The sequence below is a fragment of the Pasteurella atlantica genome (genome assembly GCF_963693435.1).
GTDB classification, from domain to species: domain Bacteria; phylum Pseudomonadota; class Gammaproteobacteria; order Enterobacterales; family Pasteurellaceae; genus Phocoenobacter; species Phocoenobacter atlanticus.
Genome location: NZ_OY856306.1, coordinates 734,423 through 751,923 on the forward strand (window position 1 = coordinate 734,423; position 17,501 = coordinate 751,923).

Here is a 17,501-nt window from a genome sequence, read left to right on the forward strand (position 1 = left end):
TCTTAACAGTTTTTTGCAAATTTAGGGTAAATTGATCATCAAATTTTAGTTTGAATCTATTTTTTATATGAAAACTTTGATGAAACTTGATCTAATTAAAGATATTTATATATTTTTGAATGCTTTTTTTTACTATTTGTAGTAAAGTTATCAGGATTTTTGGTAAATATGACCCAAAAACAGATTTTATTACTTTGAAAAAATCAATGAGGATTTAGTTATGTATTCAAAAGATGTAAAAATCGTTGGTGCTAATGGTTTGCACACTCGTCCAGCTGCTGAATTTGTAAAAGCGGCAAAAGGTTTCGAGTCAAAAATTGAAGTGACAGTTGCAGGTAAAAGTGCAAGTGCAAAAAGTTTATTTAAACTTCAAACATTAGGATTAACGCAAGGAACCGTTATTACTATTTCTGCTGAAGGTGAAGATGAACAAAAAGCAGTAGATTTCTTAGTAGAACTTGTCCCTACTTTAGAATAATTATTTCTATTTAAAAACAGCTTTCTGGAGACAGAAAGTTGTTTTGTTACATTTAAACATACACAAAGGATACATTATGATTTCAGGTATCGCTGCCTCTCCAGGTGTTGTATTTGGTAAAGCACTTGTCTTAAAAGAAGAACCTATTGTTCTTAACTCTCATAAAATTTTAGCGGATCAAGTTGAAGCGGAAAAAGCGAAGTTTTTCGAAGGTCGTGACAAAGCCGCCGCTCAATTAATTGCAATTAAAGAAAAAGCAAAACAAACGCTTGGCGAAGAGAAAGAAGCTATTTTTGAAGGTCATTTAATGATCTTAGAAGATGAAGAGCTTGAAGAAGAAATTTTAGCTTATTTAGAGGAAAATCTTGTTACTGCGGATGTCGCAACAAGTAAAATTATTGATATGCAAGTTTCAATGCTTGCTGATTTAGATGATGAATATCTAAAAGAGCGTGCAGGTGACATCAGCGATATTGGTAACCGTCTGTTACGCAATATTTTGGGTATGACAATTGTTGATTTGGGAGATATTCACGAAGAAGTCATTCTTGTTGCTTATGATTTAACACCTTCTGAAACAGCCCAGCTAAACCTTGATAAAGTACTTGGTTTTGTCACTGATATTGGTGGACGTACTTCTCATACCTCTATTATGGCTCGTTCATTAGAGTTACCTGCCATTGTAGGAACCAATAATATTACGTCTCTGGTAAAAACTGGAGATATGTTAATTCTTGATGCAGAAAATAATGTGGTTCATATTAATCCTGAAAATGAATTAATTGAGCAATTTAAGGCATTAAAAGAAAAAGTTGAGCAAGAAAAAGTAGAGTTAGCAAAACTAAAAGACTTACCTGCTGAAACCTTAGATGGTCATCATATTGAAGTCGCATCAAATATTGGGACAATTCGTGATGTTGATGGTGCGTTACGTAACGGTTCCGAGGCTATTGGTTTATATCGTACAGAATTTTTATTTATGGATCGTTCTGCTCTTCCAACAGAAGAAGAGCAATTTGAAGCCTATAAAGAAATTGTACAAGCAATGGATGGTAAACGTGTTATTTTACGTACAATGGATATTGGTGGTGATAAAGAATTACCTTATATGGACTTCCCTAAAGAAATGAATCCATTTTTAGGCTGGCGTGCTGTTCGTATAGGTTTGACTGATGAATATAGCCATATTTTAAAAGATCAATTACGAGCAGTATTACGTGCTTCAGCATTTGGGAAACTTGCAGTAATGTTCCCAATGGTTATTTCAGTAGAAGAAATTCGTATGTTGAAAGGCTTAATTGAAGAGTTTAAAGCTGAATTACGTACTGAGAATGTGGCTTTTGATGAAAACCTTGAAATTGGTGTAATGGTTGAAACGCCATCTGCGGCAATCAATGCTCGTCATTTAGCGAAAGAAGTGGATTTCTTTAGTATTGGAACCAATGACTTAACCCAGTATCTCTTAGCGGTGGATCGTGGAAATGAATATATCGCTCATCTTTATAATCCATTAGCCCCGTCAGTTTTAAATGTAATCAAGCAAATTATTGATGCGTCACATAAAGAAGGTAAGTGGACAGGTATGTGTGGTGAGCTTGCTGGAGATGAACGTGCTGCAGCATTATTATTGGGTATGGGATTAGATGAATTTAGTATGAGTGCAATTTCAGTTCCTCGTATTAAAAAATTGGTACGTAATATGAATTATGCAGAGGCAAAAATATTAGCCGATAAAGCATTAGCTTGTCCAACAGCCCAAGAGATTGAACAACTAGTGGATAGTTTTTACGAAAAATTAAACTAAATACTTACAAATGGTCTATTTTTGTATAGAATATACTTAGTTTTTATATTTTAGATATTATTAAGTCCCAACATACAGGAGATTATTATGGGTTTTTTAGATAAGTTATTTGGTTCAAAAAAAACAGAATCCAAAGAAGTAAAAATTTATGCACCACTTACTGGTGAAATCGTCAGTCTTGAAGATGTGCCTGATGTGGTTTTCTCTGAAAAAATAGTCGGTGACGGTGTTGCAATTCGTCCAACAGGGGATACGTTAGTTGCACCAGTAAACGGTACCATTGGTAAAATTTTTGAAACTAATCACGCATTCTCTATTGAATCAGAAGATGGTGTTGAGTTGTTTGTCCATTTTGGTGTAGATACTGTTGAGTTAAAAAGTGAAGGTTTTACTCGTATTGCAGCTGAAGGGCAAAAAGTGAAAGTAGGTGATCCTATTATTAAATTTGATTTAGCACTACTTGAAGAAAAAGCAAAATCAGTATTAACACCAGTTGTGATTTCAAATATGGATGAAATCAGCAATTTAGTGAAAAAATCAGGTGATGTCGTTGAAGGTAAAACAGTTGTTTTAACGTTAACTAAATAATTTACCGATTATTTTAGGATAAACAAACCACGGTAAATACCGTGGTTTTTGTGTTTTAATCAGTAGGAGATAAAATGAATTACCAATCTTATCCAGCACCAAGTTATTTACAAAAATTAAAAATTGCAGTGCATTATATATTGCCACAGCTTGCTTTAACCCAAGTTGCAGGTTGGTTTGCAGAAAAAAAATGGGGAGTGGTCACTCATACGATTATTAATGTATTTGCGAAATTTTATAAAGTGAATTTATCAGAAGCAGAAAAAGAAAAACCACAAGATTACGCTTCTTTTAACGAATTTTTTATTCGTCCACTGAAAGCAAATGCCCGTCCTATCGTTGAACAGAAAAACGCTCTTTGTTTCCCAGCTGACGGTAAAGTAAGCCAATTAGGACAGATTAAAGATAATCAATTGCTTCAAGCAAAAGGGCATCACTTTACTTTAGAAACCTTACTTGCCAATGATGAGGGGCTAGTTGAAAAATTCCGAAATGGACAATTTATTACCACCTATTTATCACCAACAGATTACCATCGTGTACATATGCCTTGTGACGGTGTATTACGTAAAATGATTTATGTACCGGGTGAGCTTTTTTCTGTTAATCCATTTTTAGCAAACCATATCCCTGATTTATTTGCTCGTAATGAACGTGTCATTTGTGAATTTGATACTGAATTTGGTTCAATGGTACAAATTTTGGTGGGAGCGACTATTACAGCGAGTATGAGTACCGTTTGGGCTGGTGTAATTAATCCACCACGTTCAAAAGAAGTAAAAGTATGGGAATATTCAGCAGAAGGTGAAGAAGCTATTTCATTGAAAAAAGGACAAGAAATGGGTGCTTTCCGTTTAGGTTCTACGGTGATCAACTTATTCCCACCAAGTAAAGTTGAATTAGATAGTTCACTTGTTGAAGGAAGTGGAACAAAAATGGGTGAGAAGCTCGGTATTCAATTATAATTTTACTGACAAGCGGTGAGATAATATAAATTTTTTGCAAAATTTATTGAAAATCATACCGCTTGTTTTAGATTTTTTTAACTATTAACTGGTTTGATGTCTTTTTATTTCATCACAAAATGACATTAGTTATTTTATAATAGCCAGTGAAATCAATAGGTAACACAGAGGATAGAAAATGACAAATTTTGCAATGGTTTTTCCTGGTCAAGGTTCACAATCAATTGGGATGTTAAGTGAACTTGCAACCCAATTTACAATCGTAGAAGAGACCTTTAAAGAAGCGTCACAAGTATTGGGTTATGATTTATGGGATTTAGTTCAAAACGGTTCAGCAGAACAATTAAATGAAACACATCGTACTCAACCCGCACTGTTAACGAGTTCTGTGGCGATTTATCGTGTATGGCAACAACAATATCCAGATTTGAAACCAAGTGTAATGGCAGGGCATAGTTTAGGGGAATATTCCGCTTTAGTGTGTGCGGGCGTTATTCCTTTTAAAGAGGCGGTGAAATTGGTGGAATTGCGTGGTCAATTTATGCAACAAGCGGTACCTACAGGAACAGGGGCAATGTATGCAATCATTGGTTTAGATAATGAAACGATTATTAAAGCTTGTGAGCAGGCTCAAAGTCAAGCAAATGCAGGTGAAGTGGTATCTGCGGTAAACTTTAATTCTGTTGGACAAGTGGTGATTGCAGGTTCTAAAGATGCAGTAGAAAAAGCGGCTGAATTATGTAAAGAAGCAGGGGCAAAACGCACGTTACCTTTAGCCGTAAGCGTGCCCTCACATTGTGCATTGATGAAACCAGCAGCAGATAAACTGGCAGAAGAATTAGTTAAAATTGAATTTTCAGCTCCGCAAATTCCCGTTATCAATAATGTAAATGTGGCGGTTGAAACTAATGTGGCGAGTATTCGTTTAGCGTTAATTGAACAACTTTATAGCCCTGTTCGTTGGACGGAAACTGTGGAAAAAATGGCAGAGCAAGGTGTGGAAACACTTTATGAAATTGGTGCTGGCAAAGTATTGACAGGTTTAACCAAACGTATTGTGAAAACCTTAAATGCTCAAGCTGTGAATGATATTGCTTCATTAGAAGCAGTTAAAAAATAAGGAAATTAAAATGACAAAAAAAATTGCATTAGTCACAGGCGCGACTCGTGGTATTGGGCGAGCAATTGCACAAGAATTAGTGACCAAAGGGAATTTTGTTATTGGTACTGCTACTTCTGAAAATGGGGCAAAGACTATTTCTGATTACTTAGGTGAAAGCGGTAAAGGTTTAGTACTAAATGTGGCAGATGTTGAATCTATCGAAGCCGTTTTAAAACAAATTAAAACTGAATTTGGTGATATTGATGTATTAGTCAATAATGCAGGTATCACGCGTGATAATCTGTTGATGCGAATGAAAGAGGATGAGTGGTTTGATATTATGCAAACAAACTTAACGTCGGTATTCCGTTTATCAAAAGCTGTATTGCGAGCAATGATGAAAAAACGTTTTGGACGTATTATTACTATTGGTTCGGTAGTTGGTTCAATGGGAAATCCAGGTCAAACTAACTATTGTGCAGCAAAAGCAGGTTTAGTAGGTTTTTCAAAATCTTTAGCTAAAGAAGTGGCGGCTCGTGGTATTACGGTTAATGTGGTTGCACCAGGTTTTATTGCGACAGATATGACCGAAGAGCTAAATGAAGATCAGAAAAATGCTATTTTAAGCCAAATTCCAGCAGGTCAATTAGGGCAGGCACAGGATATTGCTAAAGCGGTGGCGTTTTTGGCTTCTGAAGATGCCGCTTACATTACAGGGGAAACCTTGAATGTTAACGGTGGATTATATATGAGCTAATATAGTCTGATTTTAATTTGTTATAAAAATAAAATGGTTTCTCAATTTCAACAAAAATTGCAACAATTAATCACACCATCACAAAAGTTACTTGTAGCCTTAAGTGGTGGTGTGGATTCTGTTGTTTTGTTAGATTTACTTTGTAAAACTCAAGATAAATCAACATTGAGAGCCATTTATATTCATCACGGTTTAAGCAAAAATGCAGACGATTGGGCGGATTTTTGTCAGCAACTTTGCGATCAATATGGTATTGAATTAGTTATCAAAAAAGTTACCGTTGATGCGACAAAAAACATTGAAAATAGTGCCAGAGCAGCACGTTATCAAGCCATTAGGGAAATAATTTCAAGTGATGAGATGTTGGTAGCGGCACATCACTTAGATGATCAAACAGAAACCTTTTTTCTTGCATTAAAACGAGGCAATGGTTTAAAAGGATTATCTGCAATGCAGGAAGTTAGCTATTCACATCATTTCCCATTATTGCGTCCTTTACTTGCATTTTCTAAGCAGGAACTAACCGCTTATGCTAAAGAAAATCGTCTTAAGTGGATTGAAGATGAAAGTAATTTTAATACTGATTTTGATCGTAATTTTTTACGTCAAGAGGTTTTACCATTATTAAATCAACGCTGGAAACAGTTCCCCAGAATGGTGTCTCGTAGTGCGAAACATTGCGAAAACCAGCAATTACTCTTAGAAGAATTATTAAATGATGAGTTGCATAAAGTCGCAAATTTTGCAAAAAAATCATTAAATGTGACCGCTTTCTCTCACTTTTCAATACTTAAACAGCAACAGTTATTACGGTTGTGGTTAGAAAAATGTGATGTGATAATCCCTAGTGTGGCTCAATTAGCGCAATTAACGAATTTTATTCATATATCAGCAGATAAAAATCCACAATTAAAATTAGGTAAGCATATTATTCGCCGTTATCAATCACAGCTTTTTATTACTACCGAATTAGTGGATATTCCCCCTTTTTCAGAATACCTTGCTCCTAATAAGGGAATTAGGTTGCCCCATAACCTTGCAGAAATTACTCATTTTGGGGATCATCTTTTTTGTAAATTTTCACAACGAAGTGACCGCTATCTATTGCCTCAAGAATTGGCTAATCAAACACTAGAAATAAAATTAGGTTGTGTCGGTAAAGTAAAAATACGTAATAAACCACAACGTGAAGAGATGAAAAAAATTTGGCAACAACATCAAATTCCTACTTGGCTACGTTCTCGTACTCCTGTTGTTTTTTTTGAAGATCAATTCTTAATGGTGTTGCAATAAATTATATTCGCTTATTTATGTTTAAAATACACGAAATGCTAATATAAGTTTCATTTAATGAAAGAATAGTATTGATCCTAATTTATTTTTTACTACAATGGAGTTTCATTAAAAATATAACAATGGAGCAAACACAATGAATTTTCAAGATTTATACGCAGTTGCAGAGGAGTTTGGTGCTCCTATTTTTGTGTATGATGCACACAAAATCATTTCACAATATCAACGATTAACTAATGCGTTTTCTAATGTCCCAAAATTAAGGGTGCATTATGCAGTTAAAGCACTTTCTAATATATCCATTTTAGCGTTACTTAAAAAATTAGGTAGTTGTGTTGATACAGTCTCTATTGGAGAGGTCAAATTAGCCCTTAAAGCAGGGTTTGAACCTCAGCAGATTATATTTACACCCAATGGCGTTTCTTTATTAGAGATTGAAACTGTTGCACAGTATGGGGTACAAATTAATATTGATAATTTGAGTATGCTTGAAGAATTTGGCGAAAAATATCCAGCCATTCCTGTTTGTGTCCGTATTAATCCACATATTATGGCAGGAGGAAATTCTAATATTTCAGTGGGGCATATTGATTCAAAATTTGGCATTAGTATTCACCAGTTACCCCTTATTTTACGTATTGTTGAAAATACAGGAATGCGAATTAATGGCATACATATGCACACGGGGTCAGATATTTTAGATATTGAAGTTTTTTTACAAGCTGCAGAAATTTTATTTGATACAGCAATGCAATTTGCTGATTTAGAATTTATCGATTTTGGTAGTGGTTTTAAAGTGCCTTATAAGAAAGATGATATTGAAACGGATATTGAACTTTTAGGGGAAGAGCTTGGTGCTAGATTTAATAAATTTTGTACTGAGTATGGACGAGAATTAACACTTGCTTTTGAACCCGGTAAATTTTTGGTGAGTGAGTCTGGATATTTCCTCGCGAAGGTAAATACGATTAAGCAAACGACATCCACAATTTTTGCACAAATCGATAGTGGTTTTAACCATCTTATACGCCCAATGCTCTATGGTGCGTATCATCATATAACAAATATTTCTAATGTTGATGGGAAACTAAGATTTTATTCGGTAGTGGGCTATATTTGTGAAACGGATACTTTTGCGTCTAATCGCCGTATTGCAGAGATCAAGCAAGAGGATATTTTGTGTTTTCATAATGCAGGTGCATATTGTTTTATGATGTCTAATAATTATAATTCACGTTTACGTCCAGCAGAAGTGTTATGGCACAATGGTAAAGGACATCTTATTCGTGAGCAGGAAACTTTTGAGGATTTGGTTCTTCATCAAAAAAGGGTAGAAATAGATATTTAGTGAAATTATTATGCTGAATAATCTCTTAAATTTAGAACTTGATCACAAAAAAAACTTTCTTTTAGTGCTAGAATAAACAAGTAATTAACATTTATTTAACTATAAAATTTAACTATACGAAAGGATAAACAAATATGAATAGTAAATTACGTCAAGCTGCTCTTGATTTTCACGAATTTCCAATTCCTGGGAAAATTGAAGTTACTCCAACTAAATCCCTTGCAACTCAACGAGATCTCGCTCTTGCTTACTCACCGGGTGTAGCTGAGCCTTGTTTAGAAATTGAAAAAGATCCTTTAACAGCCTATAAATATACGGCGAAAGGTAATTTAGTTGCGGTAATTTCTAATGGTACGGCTGTTTTAGGTTTAGGAAATATCGGTGCGTTAGCGGGTAAACCAGTAATGGAAGGTAAAGGCGTACTATTCAAAAAATTTGCGGGTATTGATGTTTTTGATATTGAAGTCGCAGAAAAAGATCCTGAAAAATTTGTCGAAATTGTTGCTGCATTAGAGCCAACCTTTGGTGGTATCAACCTTGAAGATATTAAAGCACCAGAATGTTTTTATATTGAGCAAAAATTGCGTGAGCGTTTGAATATTCCTGTATTCCACGATGACCAACACGGTACAGCCATTATCAGTGCCGCAGCGGTTATCAATGCGTTGCGTATTGTAGATAAAAAAATTGATGAAGTGCGTTTAGTGGCTTCTGGTGCTGGTGCGGCGTCGATTGCTTGTTTAAATCTACTCGTTTCATTAGGTATGAAACGTGAAAATATTACCGTTTGTGATTCAAAAGGGGTGATTTATAAAGATCGTGATGATCGTATGGATGAAACGAAGAAATCGTATGCGATTGACGATAATGGTTGGCGAACATTGGCAGACGCCATTCCAAATGCGGATGTGTTTTTAGGCTGTTCAGCAGCAGGGGCATTAAAACCTGAAATGGTTAAACAAATGGCGGCACATCCACTTATTCTCGCTCTTGCTAACCCAGATCCTGAAATTACGCCACCAGAAGCTAAAGCGGTGCGTCCTGATGCGATAGTGTGTACAGGTCGTTCGGATTATCCAAACCAAGTAAATAACGTGCTTTGTTTCCCATTCATTTTCCGTGGGGCATTAGATGTGGGTGCAACCGCAATTAATGAAGAAATGAAACGTGCAGCAGTTTATGCGATTGCAGATTTAGCCCTTGCAGAACAAAGCGACGTGGTCGCTTCTGCTTATGGTGATGAAGCGGCGACTTTTGGGGCTGATTATGTTATTCCTCGTCCATTTGATCCTCGTTTAATTACTCGTATTGCACCTGCTGTGGCGAAAGCCGCAATGGATTCAGGCGTAGCAACCCGTCCTATTCAAGATTGGGAAGCTTATAAAGAGAAATTATCTCAATTTGTGTATAAAACGAATCTCTTTATGAAACCCATTTTCAATCAAGCAAAAGCGAATAAAAAACGCATTATTTTAGCGGAAGGAGAAGAAAATAAAGCCTTACAAGCAACTCAAGAAATTGTATCTATGGGGCTTGCTTATCCAGTGTTAGTTGGTCGCCCCGCTGTTATTGAGGAAAAAATTCAAAAACTAGGTTTACACTTAGAAGTAGGTAAAGACTTTGAGTTAATTAATAATGATCATAATCCTTATTATGAAGAATGTTGGACACATTATTATAATAAAATGAAACGTAAAGGAATTACTCAAGCTATTGCTCAGCGTGTAATGACCTCAAATACAACGGTTATTGCTGCAACATTAGTTGATTTAGGTTATGCAGACGGTTTAGTTTGTGGCTTGTTTGGTTCATACAGTAAACACTTAACTTCAATTAAAGATGTTTTAGGCTTAAAAGAAGGTGTGAAAACCCCAGCAGCATTAAATAGTTTAGTGCTTTCATCAGGTAATGTATTCTTAACCGATACTTATGTTAATGCAAATCCAACCGCAGAAGAACTGGCGGAAATTACCTTAATGGCAGCAGAAGAAGTCTGTCGTTTTGGTATTCAACCAAAAGTGGCGTTGCTTTCTCACTCTAACTATGGATCATCAGATCAACTGGGGGCACCAAAAATGCGAAAAGCACTCGAGTTAGTCAATGAAGCAGATCCAAGCTTAATGATTGATGGTGAAATGCACGGCGATTTAGCACTTTCTGAAGAATTGCGTAAAGATATTATGCCTGATAGCCCATTAAAAGGATCCGCAAATTTATTAGTAATGCCAAATTTAGAAGCAGCACGTATTAGTTATAACTTATTGAGAGGAACAACTACTGCAATCACAGTGGGACCAATCTTAATGGGAATGAATAAGTCAGCACAAATTCTAAATCCAGTATCATCAGTACGCCGTATAATTAATATGGTGGCCTATGCTGCAGTAAAAGCACATAGTGATAGTAAAGGATAATCGCAATTTAATCTAAAATATGCTAAATTAAATGCCATTCTTTCATTAAATAGAATGGCGTTTTTTTATGATTATTCAAGCTATCTTAGTTTCTATGGGTGCAATGTTTGGAGCGTTATCTCGCTGGCAAATAGGGGTCTGGTTACAACCTGTTTTTAATCACTTCCATTTTGGTACCTTGATTGCGAATCTTTTAGGTTGTTTTCTGATTGGCATTGCATTAGGGTTAAACTTACACGATTCTCATAAACTACTTTTTATTACTGGATTTTTAGGGAGTTTTACGACATTTTCTACTTTTTCAGCCGAAATTAGCACTAAAATTTTGGAAGATAAATGGTTGCATGCCATTAATATTTTAGGGTTACATCTAGTTTTGGGTATTATCGCAACTGTATTTGGGTTATGGATCAGTAGGGCAATAAGCGGTTAGATTTATATAAAATTTTGCAAAATTCTATAAAATTGCTTAACAATTTGATCTATATTCAGTAAATCTTTTAAGAAAATGCTATAATCCCAATGTTTTTATTTTTAAATTATTAAGAGGAAATCATAATGTCAGTAACTAAAATGACCGATCTAGACCTTGCTGGTAAGCGTTTATTTATTCGAGCAGATTTAAATGTACCAGTTAAAGACGGTAAAGTAACATCTGATGCACGTATCCGTGCAACACTTCCAACCTTAAAATTAGCCTTAGAAAAAGGGGCGAAAGTGATGGTAACTTCTCACTTAGGTCGTCCAACAGAAGGCGAAGTTGAAGAAAAATTCTCTTTACAACCTGTGGTTGATTATTTAAATGACGTATTAGATGTGCCTGTTCGTTTAGAAAAAGATTATTTAAACGGCGTTGATGTGAAAGAAAACGAAATCGTTGTATTAGAAAACGTGCGTTTTAACAAAGGCGAAAAGAAAAATGATCCTGAATTAGGTCAAAAATATGCGGCACTTTGTGATGTATTCGTAATGGACGCATTTGGTACAGCACACCGTGCACAAGGTTCTACTTATGGCGTGGCTGAATATGCACCAGCTGCTTGTGCAGGTCCATTATTAGCCGCAGAATTAGACGCATTAGGCAAAGCATTAAAAGAGCCAGCTCGTCCAATGGTGGCAATCGTAGGTGGTTCAAAAGTTTCAACGAAATTAGAAGTGTTAAATTCACTTTCTCAAATTGCTGATCAAATCATCGTAGGTGGTGGTATCGCAAATACCTTTATTGCGGCAGCAGGTCACAACGTAGGTAAATCACTTTACGAAGAAGATTTAGTGCCAGTTGCTCAAAAATTAGCAGAAACTACAGATATTCCAGTTCCTGTTGATGTGCGTGTGGGTACAGAATTTTCTGAAACTGCACCAGCCACTGAAAAATCAGTAACAGAAGTAACAGATGAAGAATCTATCTTTGATATCGGCGATAAATCAGCAGAACAATTAGCTGAAATCATCAAAAATGCAAAAACCATTCTTTGGAATGGTCCTGTGGGTGTATTTGAATTTCCTAACTTCCGTAGAGGTACAGAAATTATTTCAAATGCTATCGCAGAAAGTGAAGGTTTCTCTATTGCAGGTGGTGGCGATACCTTAGCGGCAATTGATTTATTTGGAATTAAAGATAAAATTTCATATATCTCAACCGGTGGTGGGGCATTCTTAGAATTCGTTGAAGGTAAAGTATTACCAGCGGTTGAAATCTTAGAAAAACGTGCCAAAGCATAATCAAATATCGCCCCTATAAATGGCTTGTAGGGGCAAAAATATATTAAAAATTTTTAAACACAGAGGAAATATAAAATATGGCTAAATTATTAGACATCGTAAAACCTGGCGTTGTAACAGGCGATGACGTACAAAAAGTTTTTGCATTTGCAAAAGAACACAACTTTGCAATCCCAGCAGTAAACTGTGTAGGTTCTGATTCTGTAAATGTGGTTTTAGAAACAGCGGCTCGTGTAAAATCGCCAGTAATTGTTCAGTTCTCAAACGGTGGTTCATCTTTTTACGCAGGTAAAGGAATCAAACCAACAAGTGGTCAACGCCCAGATGTTTTAGGTGCGATTGCAGGTGCAAAACACGTTCATACCTTAGCAGAAGAATACGGTGTGCCAGTCATTTTACATACCGATCACTGTGCGAAAAAATTACTTCCTTGGATCGACGGTTTATTAGATGCTGGCGAAAAACATTTCGCAGAAACAGGTAAACCATTATTCTCATCTCATATGATCGATCTTTCAGAAGAGCCAATGAATGAAAATATGGCAATCTGTCGTGATTACTTAGCTCGTATGGATAAAATGGGAATGACCCTTGAAATCGAAATCGGTATCACTGGTGGAGAAGAAGACGGTGTGGATAATTCAGATGTTGATGAGTCAGAATTATATACAAAACCATCAGAAGTACTTTACGTTTACGATCAATTAAGCGAAATCAGCCCACGTTTCACTATCGCTGCGGCATTTGGTAACGTTCACGGTGTTTATAAACCAGGTAATGTGAAATTAAAACCATCTATCTTAGGCGAATCACAAAAATTCGTTTCAGCTGAACGTAATCTTCCTGAAAAATCATTAGATTTCGTATTCCACGGTGGTTCAGGTTCATCTCGTGAAGAAATTCGTGAAGCAATCAGCTACGGTGCAATCAAAATGAACATCGATACAGATACACAATGGGCATCTTGGAATGGTATCTTAGATTTCTATAAAGCAAACGAAGCTTACCTTCAAGCACAATTAGGTAACCCAGAAGGTCCTGACGCACCAAACAAAAAATACTACGATCCACGTGTTTGGTTACGCAAAATGGAAGAATCTATGTCTAAACGCTTAGAGCAATCTTTCGAAGACTTAAACTGTGTAAACGTTCTATAATTTGCAAATTTTAAGCAAAATCAGACCGCTTGTTTAAGCGGTCTTTGTTTATTATTGTATAGTTTCAGAGAAAGAGGATGAAATGACATCATTACTTGAAGTGAAGAGTCTCAATAAATGTTTTATTGAGTCGATAGGCTTATTTCGTAATCAGAAAATATGTGCTGTAAATGATATTTCTTTTAGCCTTGAGCGAGGTGAAACTTTAGCCGTTGTTGGAGAGAATGGTTCAGGAAAATCGACTTTAGTAAAAATGATTGCAGGTGTGATTAAACCCACTTCTGGAGAAATACATTTTTTGGGTCGCCTGTTGACTTTTGGAGATTACAAATTTCGAGCTAAGCATATCAGAATGTTATTTCAAGATCCAAATAGTGCTTTCGATCCAAATTATAATATTGGACAAATTTTGGACTCTCCTCTTAAACTTGCCACAGACTTTGATGAAGTCACACGTAATACAAAAATTTTTGAGACGTTAGAACTTGTGGGATTACACTCAGAACATGCCTTAATGCCAATTAGTGAAGCGTCAAGCAATCAAAAACAACGAGTCGCATTTGCTCGAGCATTAATATTAGAACCTGATATTATAGTTATTGATGATACTCTTAGTACTTTAGATTTTTCATTACGCATTCAAATAATCAATCTAATGTTAAAACTTCAACAAAAACAAGGTATCGCCTATATTTATGTAGGACAACATCTCGGTATTGCTAAACATATTTCAGATAAACTTCTTGTTATTCAAGAGGGTAAATCCATTGAATATGGTAATACCAAAGATATTTTACTTAATCCTCAAACCACTTTTATGTCACGCTTAATCGATAGCCATTTTGGTAAAAAGCTAACAGAAGAAGCGTGGGCAGAGTAGTAAGAATTAATATTTAAACAACCGTTTGGATTAATGCTGAGACATCTTCTGGAAATTGTTGCTCATTAATCATTTTGACTACATCATCGTGTGTATGACGGTTATGATCATAGAGTACAACAATACTTGTGTCTTGTGGCTGTAAGAAATGAGTTTCACCAAATTCTGTATAGCGAGTTGCCCCAATACTAATAATGGCTTGAGTAGGGTAATCAGCTTGTTTTAATAAATTAGCGATATTATTCATTGGATCTTCATCAGGCTGATTATTCATTCTATCGATAATCCAAGTTAATAACTGTTGATGAAAGTAGCTATAACCCACAGTTGGACTATCTACACCATATTCTGTTAATTTCCCATTACGTTGATGAAAACAAGCAATATGATAATGGTCTAAATTCCCTCCCCGTTCAAAGCGGTCAATTTTGATCCAATTTTTACTTATTCCCTTTGAATTTATCCCCCAATTTTTCTTTTCACAAATTTTACGTGCATTTGGACGACGAATAGAGCAGTCATTATAAGCAGCAAAATGAGAGGGTTTAATTTCTACCACTTTATTATTGCGATAAACTAACTCACAAATGAGTGCAACTTCAGGCTCAATTTGGAGATTATCCGCATCTTCTAAGTGAGGAAAACTTAATTTATCGTTTGATAACGGATAAGTAGAGAGAAATTGCTCTGATTGACTTAACTTGTTACTCGGAATATAAAAAGGAAAAATGGCTTTTGGTTGAATGGCATTTTGAGTTTTTACCTTGACGAAATCAGCCGCTTCTCCTGCTTGTTCCAAATGTCCAGCAAAATTACCCGCTACACCCAATCCAATAAATTGTTGTTTTTTCATAATGACCATACCCCTGTGTATAAAATTAGATTTAATTATAAGAATAAAATAAGCAATGATAAATATAAACTTTCTTATTGACTTAAATTAATGAAAAAATATAATGCAGACACAAATTAACTTCCATCACGAAATACTTATGTCTAAAATATCAAAACATTCCATTTTCTTTCCTATTTTATTTTTTATCATCATTAATTTGGTCATTCTTTCTGTCAGCCGTGTAGGTTTATCTGTTTGGCAAATAGAGAGAGTGAATGCAGTCAATGGCTGGTTACCCTTATTATTACAAGGTCTTCGTATTGATATTTCAGCACTCTGTTGGTTATTTGGTATTCCGACTTTATTAAGTGTTTTATTTCTTTCTTCAAACGTTGTTGGACAGGTTTGCAAGATGATATTAAGAGTATGGCTTACTGTTGGTAGTACCTTTATCTTATTTATGGAACTGTCTACTCCTGCGTTTATTGAAACCTATGATATACGCCCTAACCGTTTGTTTATAGAATATTTACTTTATCCAAAAGAAGTGTTTACAATGTTGATTAATGGACATCTTGTTGCGGTATTATCAAGTGCCATTATTACAACTTTAGCCGCTATTCTTTATTGGAAACTATCCGCTAAAGTGGTTAAATCGCTTTATTATCCAAATTGGAAATGGCGTCCAGTTATAGCGTTAATTGTTGCGGTAATTACCTTTGTTGGTGCACGTTCGAGTTTCGCACATCGAGGAATGAATCCCGCAATGGTTGCATTTTCAAGCGATCCGCTAGTTAATTCATTAGTGTTAAATTCGGGTTATTCTGTTTTATTTGCAGTTCAACAATTAAAAGATGAAAGTTCATCTTCTGAACAATATGGAAAAATGTCTGCAAAAGAAATGTTTGCTACTATTAAACAGAGTCAGCAGCGACCTCTTTCAGACTACATTTCAGAAGACATTCCAACACTTTCTTATAATGAAGCAACTTATAAAGGTAAACCTAAAAATATTGTGATTATTTTAGAAGAAAGTTTAGGTGCTCAGTTTATTGGAATATTAGGTGGAAAACCACTTTCACCAGAATTTGATAAGTTAGCTCAAGAAGGTTGGTTGTTTGAAAATATGTATGCCACAGGTACTCGCTCAGTCAGAGGAATTGAGGCGGTGATAGCAGGATTTACCCCAACACCAGCACGTTCAACCGTTAAACTCGCTAAAAGCCAGCGTAATTTTTTTACTATTGCTGAATTATTAAGTAGAAAAGGTTATGAAACGTCTTTTATTTATGGGGGAGAAAAGCATTTTGATAATATGGCAAGTTTCTTTTATGGTAATGGTTTTAAAACAATTATAGATGAAAAAGATTATACTAACCCTGAGTTTGTTGGCTCTTGGGGAGTGAGTGATGAAGATCTCTTTAAGAAAGCACATAGCTTATTTAGTCAGTGGCATAAAGAAAGTAAACCATTTTTTAGTTTGGTCTTTTCATCCAGTAATCACGATCCCTTTGAATTTCCTGATGGAAAAATTGCTTTATATGATGAAGAAAAGCAAACACGTAATAATGCAGCAAAATATGCAGATTATGCGTTGGGGCAATTTTTCAAATTAGCAAAAAATTCAACATATTGGGAAGATACCCTCTTTTTAATCATTGCTGATCACGATTCACGTGTAGCTGGAGCATCGTTAGTGCCTATTCAACATTTTCATATTCCAGCGTTAATTTTAGGTAATGGTGTTGAGATTCAAAAAGATAAACGATTAGTGAGTCAAATTGATATTTCTCCAACTTTATTATCTTTAGCTGGAATTAGTGGTGCTTACCCGATGCTTGGTTATGATTTAACTAAAAATATTGATCCAAATCGTGCTTTTATGCAATATAACCAAACACAGGCAATGATGAAAGGTAATGATGTCGTGATACTAGAGCCTAAAACCACTGCGAAAGGTTACACTTACAATCATCAAACTCAACATCTAGAAGAAAAAGAATTACCTCAAAGTATGAAAAAAGAAGCCCTTGCTTATGCACTAGTGGGAAGCTATTTATATAATCAGCAATTATATAAGTTACCCAAAGAGGAAAATTCCAATAAAAATTAATATTTATAAGCGGTCACATTTTGATAAAAATTTACCATTTTTTGA

Annotated in this window: 15 protein-coding genes; 14 read left to right on the forward strand and 1 reads right to left on the reverse strand. The window is 35.3% G+C overall.

All coding sequences use genetic code 11. The features are described 5' to 3' along the window. The first annotated feature begins 220 nt into the window (after nt 1-220). From U9966_RS03540 to U9966_RS03600, 13 genes are all read left to right on the forward strand, one after another. Nucleotides 221-478 (forward strand): HPr family phosphocarrier protein, encoded by a 258-nt coding sequence (locus tag U9966_RS03540; protein ID WP_306346266.1) that lies wholly within the window; start codon nt 221-223, stop codon nt 476-478. A gap of 76 nt (nt 479-554) precedes the next feature. Then, nucleotides 555-2,282, forward strand: a complete 1,728-nt coding sequence (ptsI, locus tag U9966_RS03545) for a phosphoenolpyruvate-protein phosphotransferase PtsI (protein WP_306346265.1) — start codon at nt 555-557, stop codon at nt 2,280-2,282. A gap of 87 nt (nt 2,283-2,369) precedes the next feature. Then, entirely contained in the window at nt 2,370-2,870 is a 501-nt protein-coding gene (gene crr, locus U9966_RS03550) for a PTS glucose transporter subunit IIA (RefSeq protein ID WP_306346264.1), read from the forward strand. A gap of 74 nt (nt 2,871-2,944) precedes the next feature. Beyond that, nucleotides 2,945-3,835 (forward strand): archaetidylserine decarboxylase, encoded by an 891-nt coding sequence (gene asd / locus U9966_RS03555; protein ID WP_306346263.1) that lies wholly within the window; start codon nt 2,945-2,947, stop codon nt 3,833-3,835. A gap of 178 nt (nt 3,836-4,013) precedes the next feature. Beyond that, entirely contained in the window at nt 4,014-4,955 is a 942-nt protein-coding gene (gene fabD, locus U9966_RS03560; protein ID WP_306346262.1) for an ACP S-malonyltransferase, read from the forward strand. 10 nt (nt 4,956-4,965) lie between these two features. After that, nucleotides 4,966-5,694, forward strand: a complete 729-nt coding sequence (fabG, locus tag U9966_RS03565) for a 3-oxoacyl-ACP reductase FabG (protein WP_306346261.1) — start codon at nt 4,966-4,968, stop codon at nt 5,692-5,694. 33 nt (nt 5,695-5,727) lie between these two features. Beyond that, on the forward strand, nt 5,728-6,987 hold the full coding sequence (gene tilS / locus U9966_RS03570; RefSeq protein ID WP_306346260.1) for a tRNA lysidine(34) synthetase TilS: 1,260 nt from the start codon (nt 5,728-5,730) through the stop codon (nt 6,985-6,987). Between the two features lie 136 nt (nt 6,988-7,123). Next, on the forward strand, nt 7,124-8,335 hold the full coding sequence (gene lysA, locus U9966_RS03575; RefSeq protein ID WP_322631710.1) for a diaminopimelate decarboxylase: 1,212 nt from the start codon (nt 7,124-7,126) through the stop codon (nt 8,333-8,335). 134 nt (nt 8,336-8,469) lie between these two features. Next, complete coding sequence (locus U9966_RS03580; protein WP_306346259.1) at nt 8,470-10,749, forward strand: NADP-dependent malic enzyme; 2,280 nt, start codon at nt 8,470-8,472, stop codon at nt 10,747-10,749. 73 nt (nt 10,750-10,822) lie between these two features. After that, nucleotides 10,823-11,182 (forward strand): fluoride efflux transporter FluC, encoded by a 360-nt coding sequence (locus tag U9966_RS03585; protein WP_306346349.1) that lies wholly within the window; start codon nt 10,823-10,825, stop codon nt 11,180-11,182. A gap of 125 nt (nt 11,183-11,307) precedes the next feature. Then, a complete protein-coding gene (pgk, locus tag U9966_RS03590) occupies nt 11,308-12,471 on the forward strand; it encodes a phosphoglycerate kinase (RefSeq protein ID WP_306346258.1) in 1,164 nt (387 codons plus the stop codon). Between the two features lie 77 nt (nt 12,472-12,548). After that, nucleotides 12,549-13,628 (forward strand): class II fructose-bisphosphate aldolase, encoded by a 1,080-nt coding sequence (gene fbaA, locus U9966_RS03595; RefSeq protein WP_306346257.1) that lies wholly within the window; start codon nt 12,549-12,551, stop codon nt 13,626-13,628. Between the two features lie 82 nt (nt 13,629-13,710). Beyond that, nucleotides 13,711-14,508, forward strand: coding sequence for a peptide ABC transporter ATP-binding protein (locus tag U9966_RS03600; RefSeq protein ID WP_306346256.1), 798 nt, complete (start codon nt 13,711-13,713; stop codon nt 14,506-14,508). Between the two features lie 13 nt (nt 14,509-14,521). Here the strand turns inward: U9966_RS03600 and U9966_RS03605 are convergent, their stop codons facing one another. Next, nucleotides 14,522-15,361 (reverse strand): DUF5718 family protein, encoded by an 840-nt coding sequence (locus tag U9966_RS03605; RefSeq protein WP_306346255.1) that lies wholly within the window; start codon nt 15,359-15,361, stop codon nt 14,522-14,524. A gap of 103 nt (nt 15,362-15,464) precedes the next feature. On the opposite strand from U9966_RS03605, the gene U9966_RS03610 reads away from it, so the two are divergent. Further along, nucleotides 15,465-17,456: an LTA synthase family protein gene (locus U9966_RS03610; RefSeq protein WP_306346254.1), complete on the forward strand. Its 1,992-nt coding sequence runs from the start codon at nt 15,465-15,467 to the stop codon at nt 17,454-17,456. The last annotated feature ends 45 nt before the right edge of the window (nt 17,457-17,501 follow it).